Annotated in this window: 13 protein-coding genes; 5 read left to right on the top strand and 8 right to left on the bottom strand. The window is 75.2% G+C overall.

The genetic code is table 11. From position 1 onward, the window contains the following. Positions 1-30: 30 nt before the first annotated feature. Positions 31-1,026 carry a type I glyceraldehyde-3-phosphate dehydrogenase gene (gene gap, locus ABZ716_RS05880; RefSeq protein WP_351890822.1) on the bottom strand — a complete coding sequence of 332 codons (996 nt, stop codon included), beginning with the start codon at positions 1,024-1,026 and terminating at the stop codon, positions 31-33. Positions 1,027-1,148: 122 nt separating this feature from the next. After that, positions 1,149-2,105, bottom strand: coding sequence for a helix-turn-helix domain-containing protein (locus ABZ716_RS05875; protein ID WP_351890820.1), 957 nt, complete (start codon positions 2,103-2,105; stop codon positions 1,149-1,151). 100 nt (positions 2,106-2,205) lie between these two features. Here ABZ716_RS05875 and ABZ716_RS05870 point away from each other — a divergent pair, with 100 nt between their 5' ends. After that, positions 2,206-2,691 (top strand): hypothetical protein, encoded by a 486-nt coding sequence (locus ABZ716_RS05870; protein ID WP_358812660.1) that lies wholly within the window; start codon positions 2,206-2,208, stop codon positions 2,689-2,691. Here the strand turns inward: ABZ716_RS05870 and ABZ716_RS05865 are convergent. From ABZ716_RS05865 to ABZ716_RS05845, 5 genes are read right to left on the bottom strand one after another with little or no spacing between them, the layout of a single operon-like run. Next, a complete protein-coding gene (locus ABZ716_RS05865; protein ID WP_358812661.1) occupies positions 2,672-3,334 on the bottom strand; it encodes an HAD family phosphatase in 663 nt (220 codons plus the stop codon). The genes ABZ716_RS05870 and ABZ716_RS05865 overlap by 20 nt on opposite strands. Beyond that, positions 3,331-4,425: an ABC transporter ATP-binding protein gene (locus ABZ716_RS05860; protein ID WP_358956883.1), complete on the bottom strand. Its 1,095-nt coding sequence runs from the start codon at positions 4,423-4,425 to the stop codon at positions 3,331-3,333. Before ABZ716_RS05860 ends, ABZ716_RS05865 begins: the two co-directional genes overlap by 4 nt. A 5-nt stretch (positions 4,426-4,430) precedes the next feature. Continuing rightward, the gene (locus ABZ716_RS05855) at positions 4,431-5,393 is read right to left on the bottom strand and encodes an ABC transporter permease subunit (RefSeq protein WP_358956881.1); all 963 of its coding nucleotides are present in this window, start codon (positions 5,391-5,393) and stop codon (positions 4,431-4,433) included. Beyond that, entirely contained in the window at positions 5,381-6,280 is a 900-nt protein-coding gene (locus tag ABZ716_RS05850; RefSeq protein ID WP_358956878.1) for an ABC transporter permease subunit, read from the bottom strand. The genes ABZ716_RS05855 and ABZ716_RS05850 overlap by 13 nt, the downstream gene beginning before the upstream one ends. Continuing rightward, the gene (locus ABZ716_RS05845) at positions 6,280-7,443 is read right to left on the bottom strand and encodes an extracellular solute-binding protein (protein WP_358812665.1); all 1,164 of its coding nucleotides are present in this window, start codon (positions 7,441-7,443) and stop codon (positions 6,280-6,282) included. Before ABZ716_RS05845 ends, ABZ716_RS05850 begins: the two co-directional genes overlap by 1 nt. A gap of 231 nt (positions 7,444-7,674) precedes the next feature. Between ABZ716_RS05845 and ABZ716_RS05840 the strand changes: the two genes are divergently transcribed. From ABZ716_RS05840 to ABZ716_RS05825, 4 genes are all read left to right on the top strand, one after another. Then, entirely contained in the window at positions 7,675-8,427 is a 753-nt protein-coding gene (locus ABZ716_RS05840) for a GntR family transcriptional regulator (protein WP_358956876.1), read from the top strand. Between the two features lie 82 nt (positions 8,428-8,509). Beyond that, the gene (locus ABZ716_RS05835; RefSeq protein ID WP_358812666.1) at positions 8,510-9,394 is read left to right on the top strand and encodes a LysR family transcriptional regulator; all 885 of its coding nucleotides are present in this window, start codon (positions 8,510-8,512) and stop codon (positions 9,392-9,394) included. A gap of 93 nt (positions 9,395-9,487) precedes the next feature. Beyond that, complete coding sequence (locus ABZ716_RS05830) at positions 9,488-13,027, top strand: hypothetical protein (RefSeq protein ID WP_358956874.1); 3,540 nt, start codon at positions 9,488-9,490, stop codon at positions 13,025-13,027. Positions 13,028-13,099: 72 nt separating this feature from the next. Beyond that, complete coding sequence (locus ABZ716_RS05825) at positions 13,100-14,554, top strand: condensation domain-containing protein (protein ID WP_358956872.1); 1,455 nt, start codon at positions 13,100-13,102, stop codon at positions 14,552-14,554. On the opposite strand, the gene ABZ716_RS05820 is transcribed toward ABZ716_RS05825, so the two are convergent. After that, a complete protein-coding gene (locus ABZ716_RS05820; RefSeq protein WP_358957090.1) occupies positions 14,544-15,779 on the bottom strand; it encodes an RNA polymerase sigma factor in 1,236 nt (411 codons plus the stop codon). The genes ABZ716_RS05825 and ABZ716_RS05820 overlap by 11 nt on opposite strands. Positions 15,780-15,791 lie beyond the last annotated feature (12 nt).

The raw sequence follows: 15,791 nt of genomic DNA, 5'->3' as shown, positions 1-15,791 counted from the left end.
AGGGCTCAGTGGGCGGCTCAGCCGGCGGGTTCAGCCGGCGAGGAGGGTGAGGGTGTCGATCACGCGGTTCGAGAAGCCCCATTCGTTGTCGTACCAGGCGACCACCTTGACGTGGCGGCCGTCGACGCGGGTGAGCTCCGAGTCGAAGATCGACGAGGCGGGGTTGCCGGTGATGTCGGAGGAGACGAGCGGGTCCTCGGAGTACTCCAGCACCCCGGCCAGCGGGCCCTCGGCGGCGGCGCGGTAGGCCGCCAGGACCTCGTCGCGGGTGACCTCGCGGGACACCGTCGTGTTCAGCTCGACGATCGAGCCGACCGGGACGGGGACGCGGATCGAGTCGCCCGACAGCTTGCCGTCGAGGTTCGGCAGCACCAGGCCGATCGCCTTGGCGGCGCCGGTGGTGGTCGGCACGATGTTCACGGCGGCGGCGCGGGCGCGCCGCGGGTCGCGGTGCGGGCCGTCCTGGAGGGCCTGCTCCTGGGTGTAGGCGTGGACCGTCGTCATGAAGCCGTGCTCGATGCCGGCCAGTTCGTCGAGGACGGAGGCCAGCGGGGCGAGGGCGTTGGTGGTGCAGGAGGCGTTCGAGACGATCGTGTGCAGCTCGGGGTCGTACGCGCCGGTGTTCACCCCGTAGGCCAGCGTCACGTCGGCGCCGTCCGAGGGGGCGCTGACGAGCACCTTCCGCGCGCCCGCCTTGAGGTGGGCGCGGGCGGCCTCGGCGGAGGTGAAGCGGCCGGTGGCCTCCAGGACGATGTCGACGCCGAGTTCGCCCCAGGGCAGCCGCTCCGGCTCCCGCTCGGCGAGGACCGTGATGCGCCGGCCGTCGACCACGAGGGTGCTGCCGTCGACGCTCACCGGGCGGCCGAGGCGGCCGGCCGTCGAGTCGTACGCGAGCAGCCGCGCGAGGGTGGCCGGCTCGGTGAGGTCGTTGACGGCGACGACCTCCAGGGCGCTGTCCCGTTCGAGCAGCGCGCGCAGCACGTTGCGTCCGATGCGGCCGAATCCGTTGATGGCGATACGAGTCATGAGCGGTGTCCCCTTCTTCTGTTCGCCCCCAGGTTCGCCCCGGCCGCCCGCCCACGACAGTGGCGAGATCGCCATGGTTCGAAAGGATCCCGCCAAGCCGCCGCCCGGGGCCGGCCGTCCGGCTACTCGCCCCGGGTGAAGGTGCGCCGGTACTCGGTCGGGGTGGTGCCGAGGATCCGCTGGAAGTGCAGGCGCAGGTTGGCGGCGGTGCCCAGCCCCACGTCGGCGGCGATCTGCTCGACGCTCCGCCCCGAGCGCTCCAGCAGCTCACGGGCCACGTCGACGCGGGCCCGCATGACCCACTGCATCGGGGTGTACCCGGTGTCTTCGGCGAAGCGCCGCGAGAACGTACGGGGCGAGACGGCCGCGTGCTGGGCCAGCGCTTCGAGGGTCAGGGGCTCTCCGAGCCGCCGCAGCGCCCACTCCCGGGTGGCGGAGAAACGCTCGCCGAGCGGCTCCGGCACGCTGCGCGGCAGGTACTGCGCCTGCCCGCCGCTGCGGTACGGGGCCGCCACCAGCCGCCGGGCGGCGTGGTTGGCCGCGGCCACGCCGAGGTCGCGGCGCAGGATGTGCAGGCACAGGTCGATGCCGGAGGCGGCCCCGGCGGAGGTCAGGACGCTGCCCTCGTCGACGAACAGCACGTTCTCGTCGAGCCGGATGAGCGGGTGCTTCGCCCTCAGGGCCCGCGTGTAGTGCCAGTGGGTGGTGGCGCGCTTGCCGTCGAGCAGGCCGGTGGCGGCGAGGGCGAAGGCGCCCGTGGAGATGGCGGCGAGCCGGGCGCCCCGGGCGTGGGCGGCGGTCAGCGCCTCGACCACCTCCCGCGGGGGCTCCTCGCGGTCGGGGAAGCGGTAGCCGGGGACGAAGACGATGTCGGCCCAGGCGAGCGCCTCCAGCCCGTGGGTGACGTGGTAGGAGAGGCCGTCGCCGCCGGTGACCAGCCCGGGGGCGGCCCCGCAGACGCGGACCTCGTACGGCATGCTCGCCCGGGTGCTGAAGACCTGCGCCGGGATCCCCACGTCGAGCGGTTTCGCCCCTTCGAGGACGAGGACGGCGACACGGTACGGGCGGGAAGCGGACACCCCGCCGAGGGTACGCGGGCGCGGCCCGCGCGCGTGACGGAGGCCGCGGGGGGGGTGCCCGGTCGACCGGGCACCCGGAGCGCTCCCATACTGGGTCCTCATGAGAGGGAAGGACAAGGACACCGCGCGCAGCAGCCCGCTGGTGCCCGCCGCGGTGGAGGACGAGATCGCACGGCAGGACTGGGCGTCCATCACGTGCGGCTGCGGCCGTTCGGCGGCCCATCTCCAGGACATGCTGTGGGATGCCGCCGAGGGGCATCCGGCCGCCTTCCACGCGCTGCAGGGGCATGTCTTCACCGGGCCCCGGCTCTGGCCGCCGGCCCCCGCCGCCTGTGCGGTGCTGATGGCCGTCTGGTCGGCCGGCCCGCCCCGGCTGGCCACCCGCGAGGTCCTGCTGCGGACGCTGCTCGCGCTGCTGACCGCCGAGGACGACGGGACCCCGTATGAGGCGGGGCTCTACGGGCAGTGCGCCGCCTTCGTCCGGGCCGGCCTCCCCCGGCTGAGCGGCGGCCGGGCGGGCCGGCCCGGCAGTGTGACCGCCGCCTACGCCGACGGCATCCGCGAGATCATCGGGCTGTGCGCCTGAGACCGTGCAGCAGCTCCGGGGTGACCTCCTCCAGGGAGGAGGCGAAGGTGCGCGCCGCCGAACGGGGCACCTCCAGCAGCGAGGGCACGACCAGCACCGGGCAGCCGGCGGCCTCGGCGGAGGCGGCCCCGTCCGGGGAGTCCTCCACCGCGACGCACTCCCCCGGCTCCAGGCCCAGGCGTGCGGCGGCCGTGCGGTAGGGGTCGGGGTGCGGCTTGGTGCGTACGGTGTCGTCGGCGGAGAGGGTGAAGGTGAAGGGGACCTGGGCCAGCGCCCCGCCCACCACCTGGTCGACAACCACCCGCGGCGAGGCGCTGACCAGGGCGAAGGGCACGCCCAACGTCTCCAGGGCGGTCAGCAGCCGCCGGGCTCCGGGACGGACGGGGGCGCCGGCCGCGACCCGGCGGAAGAAGCCCTCGGTGAGCTCCCGGGCCACCGCCCCCGGGTCGGCGGCGGCGCCGGCGGCCCGTACGAGGTGGGCGGCGGTGTCGGCGACCGCGCGGCCGACGACCTCGGGGGCGTCGGCCTTCCCGAGCCGGTGGCCTAGGCGGCCGGCGACCTCCTCGGTGGTCCGCCACCACAGCACCTCGGTGTCCACGAGGGTGCCGTCCATGTCGAAGAGGACGGCGGCGGGTGCGCTCACGCGGCCCTCGCCACGACGAGGACGGGCCGCTCGGCCAGGCCGACGGTGGCCCGGGCGCCGGGGGACAGGCCGCCCGCGTCCCGGGAGGGGACGTCGGCCTTGACGCGGGTGCCGCCGGGCAGTTCGAGGTGGAGGCGGGTGACGGCGCCGAAGAAGGAGGCCGAGGTCACGGTGGCCCCGCCGGCGGCGTCGGCGGCGACGGTGAGGTTCTCGGGCCGGACCAGCACCTCCACGTCGGTGGTGCCCGGGACCGGGCCGTCGACGGGCAGCCGGACCCCGGCGACCTCCACCTGTCCGGCGCCGGCGAGGCGGCCCGGCAGCCGGTTCATGGTGCCCACGAACTCGGCGACGAACGGGGTGGCCGGCCGCTCGTAGAGCTCGGCGGGGGCGGCGCACTGCTCCAGCTTCCCGGCGTTGAGGACGGCGACCCGGTCGGCCATGGACAGGGCCTCCTCCTGGTCGTGGGTGACGAACACGGTGGTGATGCCGAGGGAGAGCTGGAGCCGGCGGATCTCCTCGCGCAGGCTGGCCCGTACCTTCGCGTCCAGGGCGGAGAGCGGCTCGTCGAGCAGGAGCACGCGCGGGCGCAGCGCCAGGGCGCGGGCGAGGGCGACGCGCTGCTGCTGGCCGCCGGACATCTGGTGCGGGTAGCGCTCGCCGTGGGCGGGCAGGCCGACCAGGTCGAGGAGTTCGGCGGCGCGTTCACGGCGGCGGGCCGCCGGCACGCCCCGTACGCGCAGCCCGAAGGCGACGTTCTCGCGGGCGTTGAGGTTCGGGAAGAGGCTGTACGACTGGAAGACCATCCCTGCGTCGCGGCGGTTGGCCGGGACACCGGTGATGTCCTGTCCGTCGACCAGGACCTCGCCGGAGTCGGGGTGTTCGAAGCCGGCGAGGACGCGCAGGGCGGTGGTCTTGCCACAGCCCGACGGGCCGAGCAGGGCGAGGAGTTCGCCGGGTTCGACGGTCAGGTCGAGCCCGTCCAGGGCGGTGGTGGTGCCGAACGCCCGGCGCAGGCCGCGGAACTCGACGCGGGCGCCCCCGGGGGCGGCGGGCTGGGCCGGCTTCCCGGTCTCGGTCAGGGTGGTGGACATGCGGGTCAGGACTCCTTGCGGGAGGTGGCGGGGGCGGGGGCCGTGGTGGACGACGCGGTTCCGGCCCGCGAGAGGACGAGCAGCAGCAGCCAGGTGATCAGGAGGCTGAGGATGGAGACGGCCACCGACATCCGGGCCTGGGCGCCGGAGATGGAGACGATCCACACGGCGAAGGGCCGGAAGCCCAGCAGGGAGGCGAGGGTGAACTCGCCGAGCACCAGTGCCAGGGTGAGGAAGGCCGCTCCGGCGAGGGAGGTCCGCAGGTTGGGCAGCAGCACCCGCCCCACCACCTGGGGCCAGCTCGCGCCGCAGTTGCGGGCGGCCTCGACCAGGGTGGGCACGTCCACGGCGCGCAGGCCCGCGTCGAGCGAGCGGTGGACGAAGGGCAGCGCGAGCACGGTGTAGGCGAGGACCAGGACGACGGGGAACCGCTCGTCCTGTACGGCGATGAAGGTCTGGTAGAGCGGGGTCCGCGACAGGTGCTCGGGCCCCCAGCGGAGCACGGTGGTGATACCGGTGACCAGGGCGATGGGCGGTACCACCAGCGGCAGCATGCACACCACCTCGACCACGGGCCGCAGCCGGGGCGAGCCGATCCGTACGGCGATCAGCGCGGGCACGGCCAGCAGCAGGGACAGCGCGATGGTGGCGGCGGCCAGGCCCAGCGAGAGCAGGAGGCTCTGGGAGAAACCGTCGGCGCCGAGGAGCGCGGTGTACGCCTCGAAGGTGACGCCCTGGCCGGGGACGTGCACGGTGAACACGAAGGAGGCCAGGAGCGGCAGCAGGAAGTACGCGCCCGCCAGGGCGAGTACCGGGCCGCGCCACACCTGGGCGCGGCGGCGGCCCCTCGCCCTGGTGGCGGTGGCCGTCGCGGGGGCCGGGACGGCGGCGGCCGCTGCCGTCCCCGTGGTGGCCTCGGCGATCCGGGCGGTCTCTTCGCTCTCGGCGGTCTCGGTCATCGCAGCCATCGGGCGCTCCGTCGCTGGAGGGGCAGGTAGACCGCCATGACCAGGCCGGCGATCAGGATCATGTCGAGGCCGAGGGCGAGCGCCACGTTCTCCTGGCCGGTGAGCACATTGCCCGAGAGGGCGTCCGCGATCTTCAGGGTGACCAGCGGTACCGAGCCGCCGACCAGGGCGGCGGCCGTGGCGTGCGCCGCGAAGGCGGTACCGAAGAGCAGGACGAACCCGCCCAGCAGGGAGGGCGCGAGCACCGGCAGCCCGACGTGGCGCCAGAACTGCCGGGCTGTGGCCCCGTTGTTCTGGGCGGCCTCGCGCCACTGGGGGCGCAGCCCGTCCAGGGCGGGGACGGTGACCAGCACCATCAGCGGGATCAGGAAGTACAGGTAGACCACGGTGAGGCCGGTGAAGGAGTACAGGTCCCAGCCCAGGCTCGTGAGGTCGGCGAGCTGGGTGAGCACCCCGGAGATGCCGGCGGTGGCGATGAACGCGAAGGCCAGCGGGACACCGCCGAAGTTGGCGAGGACGCCGGAGGCGGTCAGGGCCGCCGAGCGCAGGGCGGTGGAGCGGGAGGTGACCAGCGCCTGGGCGATGAGGACGCCCAGGAGGGTGGAGAGCAGGGCGGTGAGCGCGGACAGCTCGACGCTGCCGGTCAGGGAGGCGAGGTAGGGGCCCTGGAGGGAGCGGGCCAGGTGCTCGCCGGTGAGCCGGGTGGCGCCGGTGGCCGGGTCGGTGCGGGTGACCGCGCCGAAGGCGATGGCGCCGAGCGGGACGCCGAAGCAGAGCCCGGTGAAGACGAGGAGGGGGAGGGCGGCGAGCCAGGTGCGCGGGCCGCGCCGCCGCCGACGGCGGGGGGTGCCGCCGCCGGCGGCCGGGTCGGTGGTGGGGGCGGACATCAGCTGAGGGCCTTGTCCCACTTCTCGGCGAGGACGGCCTTGGCCCGGTCGAGCTCGGCCGAGGCCGGGAAGGACGGGGTGCCCTGGACCTGGGGGAGCTTGGTGACGGCGTCCTTGTCGGCGGTGCCGTCCTGGGTCATGCCCGGGAGCAGCACGGGACGGGCGTGGCCCTTGAGCCAGATGTTCTGACCGTCGGTGCTGTAGAGGAACTCCATCCACAGGCGGGCGGCCGCCGGGTTGGGGGCGTCCTTGTTGATGGCCTGGGAGTAGAACTGGGCGTAGACGCCGTCGGCGGGGACGACGGTCTTCCAGTCGACGCCCTTGCCCTTGAACTGCTCGGCGTAGCCGGCGTTGAGGTAGTCCCAGTCGATCGAGATCGGGGTCTCGCCCTTCTCGACGGTGGCCGGGGTGGACTCGACGGGGATGAAGTTGCCGCTCTTGCGCAGCTGGCCGAAGAAGTCGATGCCGGGCTGGATGTCGGCGAAGGAGCCCTTGTTGGCGAGGGCCGCCGCGTAGACGCCGCCGAAGGCGGAGCCGGACTTGGTCGGGTTGCCGTTGAGGGCGACCTTGCCCTTGTACTCCGGCTTGAGCAGGTCGGCGAAGGTCTGCGGGCAGGTGGGGATCTTCGCGGCGTCGCAGCCGATGGAGACGTAGCCGCCGTAGTCGTTGTACCAGCGGGCGTCGGCGTCCTTCTGGGAGGCGGGGATCTTGTCCCAGGCGGTGACCTTGTAGGGGGCGAAGATGTTCTCGCCGGCTCCGCTGCGGGCGAAGGCGATGCCGAGGTCGAGGACGTCGGGGGCGCGCTTCTGGCCCTTGCGGGACTTGACGGCGGCGATCTCGTCGGCGCTGGTGGCGTCCGGGTTCTCGCTGGAGACCTTGATCTTGGGGTACTTGGCCTGGAACGCCTTGATCATCTCGCCGTAGTTCGCCCAGTCCGGCGGCAGGGCGATCACATTGAGCTGGCCCTCCTTCTCGGCGGCCGCGACGAGGGCGTCCATGCCGCCGAGGTCGGCCGCGGAGGCGGCGGTGGCCGGCTGGGCCTTGCCCTTGGCGTCGCCGCCGGCGGCGGGCTGGTCGGGGGCGGCGCCACACGCGCTGAGGGTGGCGAGGGCGGCGGCGCTGAGCAGGACGGCCGCACCACGACGGGCAGGGGAACGGAACACGGTCTCTCCCGGAGACGAAGGGGGGATCACTTGTCAGGCATCACTTGTCTGAACAAGTTGGCCCCAGTTCGCCCGGGCCGGCTGTACGGACGGTGAACGGAGCCTGGACCGGGGAGCACGGCTCGACGACAACACGAGAATGACCGGAATAAGCCGTGACAGAACCCGCTGGGATGATCATGAGTGGCGGTGCGGGAGGACCCGCACAGGGCGAGCGGGGGGGCGAACGGCATGGGTGTGGTCCGGTATCTGGAGATCGCGGAGGAACTGCGCCGGGCGATCCTGTCCGGCGTCTACCCGGTGGGCGCCCGGCTCCCGTCCGAGAGCGATCTGGCGGCCCGCTGGTCGGTCTCGCGCGGCACGGTCCGCCAGGCCGTCGCCACGCTGGCCACCGAGGGGCTCATCGGCTCCAGCCAGGGCGCCCGCAGGATCGTCCTGCGCCACGAGCGGCGGCACAGCTTCGGCGAGCTGAACAGCTTCGCGCAGTGGGCGGAGGGGGTCGGCCACGAGGCCCGCAGCCGCTTCCTGTCCCGGACCCGGCGGCAGGCGACGGCCGAGGAGGCGGAGCGGCTCGCGCTGGCGCCGGGTACGGAGATCCTGGCCGTACTGCGGCTGCGGCTGCTGGACGGGGAGCCCGTCATGGTCGAGCGGACCGCCTACGCCGACTGGGTCGCGGCGGCCGTCGAGGCGCTGGCGGAGGACTGCCGCTCGGTGATGGACGCCCTGGCGGCGGACTCCGGCATCGTGGCCCACTACGGGGAGCACCTGATCGACGCCCTCCCGGCGTGCAGTGAGGACGCCCGGCTGCTGGAGGTCCGGCGCGGCAGCCCGCTGCTCCGCCAACGGCATGTATCGGCCACTCGTACGGGCCGCCCGATCGAGTGGTCCGACGACCGGTACCGGGCCGGAAGCGTCACGTTCAGTGTGAGCAACTCGGCGGTAGCCGCCCCGTTGGAGCGGCACCCGGGCGGCGGGGAGCGCTGAGGGGCCTCCCGCGCCGCTGTATGCCTCCCCGCGCCGCTGTAGGGTCCGAACTCCCCCCTTCGAACGGCCCCGAGGAAGACCCTTGATCGATGTGCACCGGCTGCGCGTCCTGCGCGCCGTGGCCGACCACGGCAGCTTCAACCGGGCCGCGGCCGCCCTGCGGCTGACACCCTCGGCGGTCTCCCAGCACATCGCCGCGCTGGAGCGCGGCATCGGCCAGCGGGTGGCGGAGCGCAGCACGCGCGGGGTCACGCTCACCGAGGCAGGGCTGCTGCTGGTGGAGACGGCCGAGACGGTCACCGCCGAGCTGGACCGGGTCCGCGCGCGGATCGGCCGGCTGGCCGCCGGCCGGCCCCGGCTGACCGTCGCCACCTTCACCAGCGGGGGCCGCCACCTGCTGCCGGGGGCGCTGTCCGCCTTCGTCCGCGCGCGTCCGGAGGTGGAGCTGACGGTGCTGGAGGCCGAACCGGAAGCCGCGCTGCCGATGGTCCGCGCCGGTGCGGCGGACCTGGCGCTCGCCTACCACTTCGACGGCCCGCTGCCCTCCGCCACCGGGCTGTCCTGGCTGCCGCTGCTGGAGGACCCGCTGTACGCGGTCCTGCCGGCCGGGCACCGGCTGGCCGGGCGGGAGTCGGTCGAGCCGGCCGAACTGGCGGCGGACCGCTGGGTGCTGGGGTGCCTCAAGACGGAGGCGTACCTGCGCCGCTACGCGGACCGGGCCGGGTTCGCACCGCGGATCGCCGCCTCCACCACCGACTACTTCTTCGCCCAGACCCTCGCCGGGGCCGGCATGGGCGTCGCGCTGGTCCCGCACATCGCCCTGGCCCCGCCCGCCGGCGTGGCGGTGGTCCCCCTCGCCCCGCCCCGCCCGGCCCGCCACCTCGGTGTCGCCCTTCCCGCACGCTCCCCGCACCCCTGCGCCGAGGCCCTGTCCGAGGCCCTGCGGGCGTCGGTGGGCGACGGGTGACCAGGGGCGAGCCGGTCCGACCCGGGGACGGGAAGCCTCGGTTGCGGGGACGGCCCTCGCGGACCACGGGGGGCGCGGCTAGGTTCATCCCTCATGCAACGACGACCGCTCGCCCTGGTACTCGACGTCCTGCTCATGCTGGTGGGCGCCCTGCTGGGGATCGCGACCAACTACGCCACCAACGTGGAGGGCGAAGTACCGCTCCCGTTGCGGCTGTTGCGCCAGTGGTCGATCCCCCTCGTCGGGATCGGGCTCCTCGCGCTGGTCGGCGGCCAGGTGTGGCTGCGCTGGCTGGAGCGGCGCCCGGTGGCCGCGGCGCCGGTGTGGACGGTCGGGCAGCCGCCGTACCCGGGGCTGGAGGCGTTCGGGGAGGAGGACGCGGCCGTGTTCTTCGGGCGGGAGCGGGAGACCGCCGCGCTCGTGGCCCGGCTGCACCCGGCGGTGCCGGCCCGGGCCCACCGGTTCGTGACGGTGGTCGGGCCCTCCGGCTCCGGCAAGTCCTCGCTGGTCCGGGCCGGGCTGCTGCCCGCGCTGACCGGACGCCGGCCGCGCTGGACCGCGTACCCGGCGATCACCCCCGGCACCGACCCGGTCGGCGCCCTGCGGCGGGCCCTGGAGGGGGCCCCGGCGGACGGGCGGCCCCGGGTGCTGGTGGTGGACCAGCTGGAGGAACTGCTGACCCTGTCGGGGCCGGCCGAGCGGGACGCCTTCGCCGCCGCGGTGCGCGACGAGCTGGCGCGGCAGCCGAGGCTGTGGCTGGTGGGCACCCTGCGCTCGGACTTCCTGACCGGGTTCCTGGAGGCCGGACTCGCCTTCCTCGTACGGGATCCGGTGGTCGTCGGGGCCCTGGAGCGGGAGGCCCTGCACGAGGTGGTGGCCCGGCCCGCCGCGGCCGCCGGGGTGACCTTCGAGGCGGGCCTGGTGTCCCGGATCGTCGACGACTGCGGGGGCGGCGACGCGCTGCCGCTGCTCGCCTACACCCTCCAGGAGCTCTACCGGCGGGCCGGCGGCCCCGGTTCGGTGATCGGGTACGGGCACTACCGGGAGGTCGGCGGGGTCGCGGGGGCCCTCGTCGGGCAGGCCGACCGGATCCGCGCCGAGCTGCTGGGCCCCGGCGGGGACGGGGCGGCGGAGCCGGACCCCGTCATACGGACGTTGCTGCGGCTGGTCACCGTCCAGGGCGAGGAGCCCGTCCGCAGACGGGTCGCGCGGGCCGAACTGGAGCCCTCCGAGCGGGAGATCGCGGACGCCTTCGTCGCGGGCCGGCTGCTGACCTCCGACGCCGGGGTCCTGGACCTGGCCCACGAGGCGCTGCTGCGCCGCTGGCCACCGCTGCGGCGGGCCGTCGCCGAGCACGTCGGGCAGCTGCGCCGGCGCGGCGAGTGGGAGCGCTGGGCCCAGGAGTGGGAGTTCGCCGGCCGGGGTGACGCCTTCCTGCTGACCGGGGAGCGGCTGGCCGAGGCCCGTGCCTGGCAGGAGCAGGCCCCCGCCGGGCTGGAGGTGTCGGCGCTGGTCGCGGAGTACGTGGAGCGCAGCGCCCGGGCGGACGGGGCGGCCCGGGCGCGTACGGCGGACGCGGTGGCGGCGCGGGTGCTGGAGAGCCGTGAACCGGAGACGGCCGTCGCGGTCGCCCTGGCGGCGGTCACCGAGTGGGCGCCGACCCCGGCCGCCCTCCAGGCGCTGCGTACGGCGCTGGACGGCTCCCTGCTGCGGGGAGTGCACCGGGACTTCGGCGCGGCGGTGACCGGCGCGGCCTGGTCCCCCGACGGGTCGCGGCTCGCCGCCTGTGCGCAGGACGGCCGGCTCCGGGTCTGGCCGGCGCCCGCCCTGGAGGAGCCCGCCGCCCCGGACCGCGCGGCGGCGCCCGTCGTTCTCGACGTACCCGGCGAGTCGCCCCGTACGGTGGCCTGGTCGCCCGACTCGACCCTGCTGGGCTGCGCCACCGGGGACGGCCGGCTGACGGTCTGGGACACCGCCTCCTGGCGGACGGGGGCCGCTCTGCACCGGCCTCACAGCACCGACGGGCCCGTCGCGCTGGCCTTCTCCCCCGACGGCCGCAGGCTGGTGTGGGCCGACGGCGGCGGGGAGCCGGGGCTGTGGGACACCGCCGGCTTCACCCCGGCCGGGACCCTTGAGGGGGCGCCCGGCCCGCTGTGGTGCGCGGCCTGGTCCCCCGACGGCGGCCGGATCGCCGCCGCCGGGGAGGACGGGGCCGTACGGATCTGGCCGGCGGCCGGCGGAGCGCCCGTCGCGGCCTTCGCCGCCCACGCGGCGGCGGTGACGGCCCTGGCCTGGTCCCCCGACGGCGCCCTGGTGGCCTCGGCCTCCGCCGACCGTATGACGGTGATCCTGGACGCGGCCACCGGCCGGGGGGTGCGCGACCTGTCGGGCATGGACCGGATCGACTGCCTGGCCTGGTCCCCGGACCGGAGCCGGCTCGCCGCCGGCGACGGACACCGCAACGTCCGCGTCTGGGACCTGGAGGCCGGCCCGGCGGCCGACGGGGAGGTCCCGGCGCTGTGGCTGACCGGGCACCTGGACGCGGTGCGCGCCGTCGCCTGGAGTCCCGGCGGACGGCGGCTGGCCACCGCCTCGCGGGACCGGACGCTGGCCGTCTGGGAGCCGGGCGCGCCGCCCCGCGTGCTGCGCGGGCACACCGAATCGGTCTGGCAGAACGCCTGGTCGCCCGACGGAAGCCGGCTGGCCAGCGCCTCCGAGGACGGCACCGTACGGCTGTGGCCCGTACGGGAGCCGGGGCCCGCGCAGGTCCTGGCGACGGGGCAGTGCGGGGACCTGGCCTGGTCCCCGGACGGCACCCGGCTCGCCGTGGGCCGCCGTGACGGGACGGCCGCGCTGTGGCTGCGTGAGGGGACCGCCGCGGCCGAACTGCCGGGCGGGCACGGCGCGGAGGTGTCCGCGGTGTGCTGGTCCCCGGACGGCACCCGGCTGGCGACGGCCGCGCGCGACGGGCTCGTCCACCTCCGGGACGCGGCCGGCCGGGAGCCCTCGCGGGTGCTGCGCGGGCACGGGGACTGGGTCACGGGCGCCGACTGGTCGCCGGACGGCAGACGGCTGGCGACGTGCGGGACGGACCGTACGGTCATCGTCTGGGACGCGGGGACGGGCGAGCGGCTGCGGACCCTGGAGGGCCACGCCGACCAGGTGTGGGAGGTGGCCTGGTCGCCGGACGGGCGCCTGCTGGCCACCGGCTCCCGGGACCGCACCGTCCGCCTGTGGGACCCCGGTGCCGACGGCCCGGCCGCGGCGGTCGCCGTCCTGTCCGGGCACGAGGACCGGGTCCAGGACCTCGCCTGGTCCCCGGACGGCACCCGGCTGGCGTCCGTCTCCCGGGACCGGACGCTGCGGCTGTGGGACCCGGCGGCCCCCGGGCCGGTCGCCGTCGTCGGACTCCACGCCGACTGGATCAACGGCGTGTCCTGGGCCCCCGACGGCAGCCGGATCGCCACGTCCTCGCGCGACCGCACCGTCCGCCTGTGGACCCCGGTCCCCCCGGACGGCGCCGGACCGCTGCTGCGCCTCGCGGCGGGGCGCGTCCTGCACCCGCCGACGCCGGAGCAGCGCCGCAGCCACCAACTGCCCGCGAGCGGCCCCGGTCCGCGCCCGCGCGCGTGAGGGCGTCACTTCCGCGGTCCGGGTGTCGTTAGGCCCTCGGGGCTTGAAGCGGGGGACGAAGGGATGGCGTGAATGCGGCAGTTTCCACTGGAGATGCACGAGGTGGCGCCGGGGCGTCTGGTCGAGTGGCGGTTGCGCTCCACGACCACCCCGGCCGCGGCGGACCGGAGGGCTTCGTTCAATCAGGACAAGCACTTCACCGTCGCCGAGGAGTGCCGCGCGGACGGCGACCGCCTCGCCTCCTGGGTGGCCGTCACCTTCGAGGTCGAGGGCGCTCTGGACGAAGGAGTGCTGGCGCGGGCCCTGCTGGGCTTCGTCCAGCGGCACGAGGTGCTGCGGTGCGAGTTCCTGCGCCTGGCCGGGGAGGTGTCGTGCGCTCCCCTGCGGGCGGACGAACTCACCCTGGAGGCCCAGGAGGTGGCCGTGCACGGCTCGGCGGAGCGGCTGGGGGCCTTCCTGTCGGAGCGTTTCCAGCGGAGCATCGACACCCTGTCCTGGCCGCTGTTCGTGATGGGCGCCGTGGTGCGACCCGCCTCCGCGACCGTGTACCTGGCGTTCGACCACATCGTCTGCGACGGGATGTCGATGCCGGTCGTCGCCCACCAGGTGCTGACCTCCTACGAGGCGCTGCTGCGCGGTGAGGAGCCCGAGCTGCCGCCGGCGCCCAGCTACCTCGACTTCGCCGACGAGCAGCGCAGCCGCTACCTCTCCATCGGCGCGGACGACGAACGCCTGGGCTACTGGAAGTCCTTCATCGCCCGCAACGGCGCGTTCTTCCCCCGCTATCCGCTGGAGCTGGGCGTCGAGCCGGACCGGATGTACCCGATCGTCAACGAGGCGTCCTGGCTGCTGGACGCCGCCGAGGCCGAGGTCTTCGAGAAGGTGTGCCGGGAGACCGGCGGGAAGCCGTTCATGGGGCTGCTCGCCGCCGTCGCCGTGTGTCTGCGCGAGGCGGGCGGGCCGGGGGTGTACCGGGGGTTCATGCCGGTCAGCGAGCGCGGGCGGGAGAAGTGGACCAACTCGGTGGGCTGGTTCGTCAACACCCTGCCGATCGAGTTCGACGCCTCCCCCGGCAAGGACTTCGCCCAGGTGGTGGCCGGGGTCCAGGAGGGGTTCCGGGAGATGATGCGGCACCTGGACGTGCCGTTCGTACGGGCCTGGGAGCTGCTGGCGCCGGAGGAGTTCGCGCTGCGGTCCTGGCCGTACGCGGTGAACTTCTTCTCGTACATCGACATGCGCCGCTGTCCGGGCGCCGAGCGGCACGAGGAGTGGCGGCCGACCACGCACGTGTGGTCGGCGACCGGCAACGGGACGTGCTCGTGGTTCCAGCGGGACGCGGACGGGCTGCACATGAACTCCCTGTACGTGGACACCCCGGCCGCGCGGCGCACGATGGACGACTTCCAGGAGGCGCTGCGCAGGACGGTGCAGAGCATCGCCCGCACCGGCGGCTTCCGCAGGCCGGTCGGGCTGACCGCCCCGCGGCGGCCCGAGCCGGATCCGCGGCCGGCGGTCGTCAGGGGCTGAGGCCGGTCAGGGCGGCGGCCCGGCCCAGCAGCAGGTCCCGTTCGCGGGCGTTGCGGGTCAGGGAGGCCGCCCTCTCGAACTCGGCGCGGGCCTCGGAGCCCCGCCCGAGCCGCTCCAGCAGGTCTCCCCGTACGCTCGGCAGCAGGTGGTAGGAGCGCAGGGCGGGTTCCCCGGCGAGGGCGTCGACCAGCGGCAGGGCCGCTTCGGGGCCTTCGGCCATGGAGACGGCGACGGCCCGGTTCAGCTCGACCACCGGTGAGGGGAGCAGGCGCACGAGGCGTCCGTAGAGGGTGGCGATGGCCCTCCAGTCGGTGTCCTCGTAGCGCAGGGCCGCCGCGTGGCAGCCGGCGATGGCGGCCTGGAGGGAGTAGGGTCCGGTGCCGGCCCGCTGGAGGGCGTCGAGGCCGCGCCGGATCAGGAGCCGGTTCCAGCGGGAGCGGTTCTGCGCGGCCAGCAGGACCGGCTCGCCGTCGGGGCCGGTGCGGGCGGCGGTGCGGGACGCCTGGAACTCCAGCAGGGCGGCGAGGCCGTGCACCTCGGGCTCGTCCGGCATCAGGGCGGCCAGCTGCCGGGCCAGGCGCAGGGCGTCCTCGCAGAGGGCGGGGCGCAGGAAGTCATCCCCGGCGGTGGCCGCGTAGCCCTCGTTGAAGATCAGGTAGATGACTTCGAGGACGGAGGCGAGGCGCTGCTCGCGGTCGGCGCCGTAGGGCACCTCGAAGGGCACGCCGGCCTTGGCCAGGGCCCGTTTGGCGCGGACGACGCGCTGGGCGACGGTGGGCTCGGAGGCCAGGAAGGCGCGGGCGATCTCCTGGGTGGTGAGGCCGCCCACCAGGCGCAGGGTGAGGGCGATCCGGGCCTCGGTGGCGAGGACCGGATGGCAGGCGGTGAACACCAGCCGGAGCAGGTCGTCGTCGATGTCGTCCGGACCGGCGGGCTCGGCGGGCGGCGGGACGTCCTCCAGGGCGCGGCCGACCTCGGCGAGCTTGCGGGCGTAGGTCTCCTTGCGGCGTACGAGGTCGACGGCCCGGTGCCGGGCGGTGGCCATGAGCCAGGCACCGGGCCGGTCGGGGATCCCGGAGACGGGCCACTGTTCGAGGGCGGCCACCAGGGCGTCCTGGGCGAGCTCCTCGGCGATGCCGACGTCCCGCACGATGCGGGTGACACCGGCGATGATCCGCGCGGACTCCATCCGGAACACCGTCTCGACCGCCGCGGCCGTGGTCACTGCTGTCACGGC

Origin of the sequence: Streptomyces sp. NPDC006687 (genome assembly GCF_040636215.1) — a bacterium.
In the GTDB taxonomy this organism is placed as follows: Bacteria; Actinomycetota; Actinomycetes; order Streptomycetales; family Streptomycetaceae; genus Streptomyces.
Note: the sequence above shows the minus strand (reverse complement) of the source record. Positions and strands in the feature narration are given on the sequence as shown.

Coding starts and splice junctions, on each gene's coding strand:
- ABZ716_RS05825 (WP_358956872.1), top strand. CDS start 13,100: ATGCGGCAGTTTCCACTGGAGATGCACGAGGTGGCGCCGGGGCGTCTG.
- ABZ716_RS05855 (WP_358956881.1), bottom strand. CDS start 5,393: ATGGCTGCGATGACCGAGACCGCCGAGAGCGAAGAGACCGCCCGGATC.
- ABZ716_RS05840 (WP_358956876.1), top strand. CDS start 7,675: ATGGGTGTGGTCCGGTATCTGGAGATCGCGGAGGAACTGCGCCGGGCG.
- gap (WP_351890822.1), bottom strand. CDS start 1,026: ATGACTCGTATCGCCATCAACGGATTCGGCCGCATCGGACGCAACGTG.
- ABZ716_RS05850 (WP_358956878.1), bottom strand. CDS start 6,280: ATGTCCGCCCCCACCACCGACCCGGCCGCCGGCGGCGGCACCCCCCGC.
- ABZ716_RS05830 (WP_358956874.1), top strand. CDS start 9,488: ATGCAACGACGACCGCTCGCCCTGGTACTCGACGTCCTGCTCATGCTG.
- ABZ716_RS05870 (WP_358812660.1), top strand. CDS start 2,206: ATGAGAGGGAAGGACAAGGACACCGCGCGCAGCAGCCCGCTGGTGCCC.
- ABZ716_RS05860 (WP_358956883.1), bottom strand. CDS start 4,425: ATGTCCACCACCCTGACCGAGACCGGGAAGCCGGCCCAGCCCGCCGCC.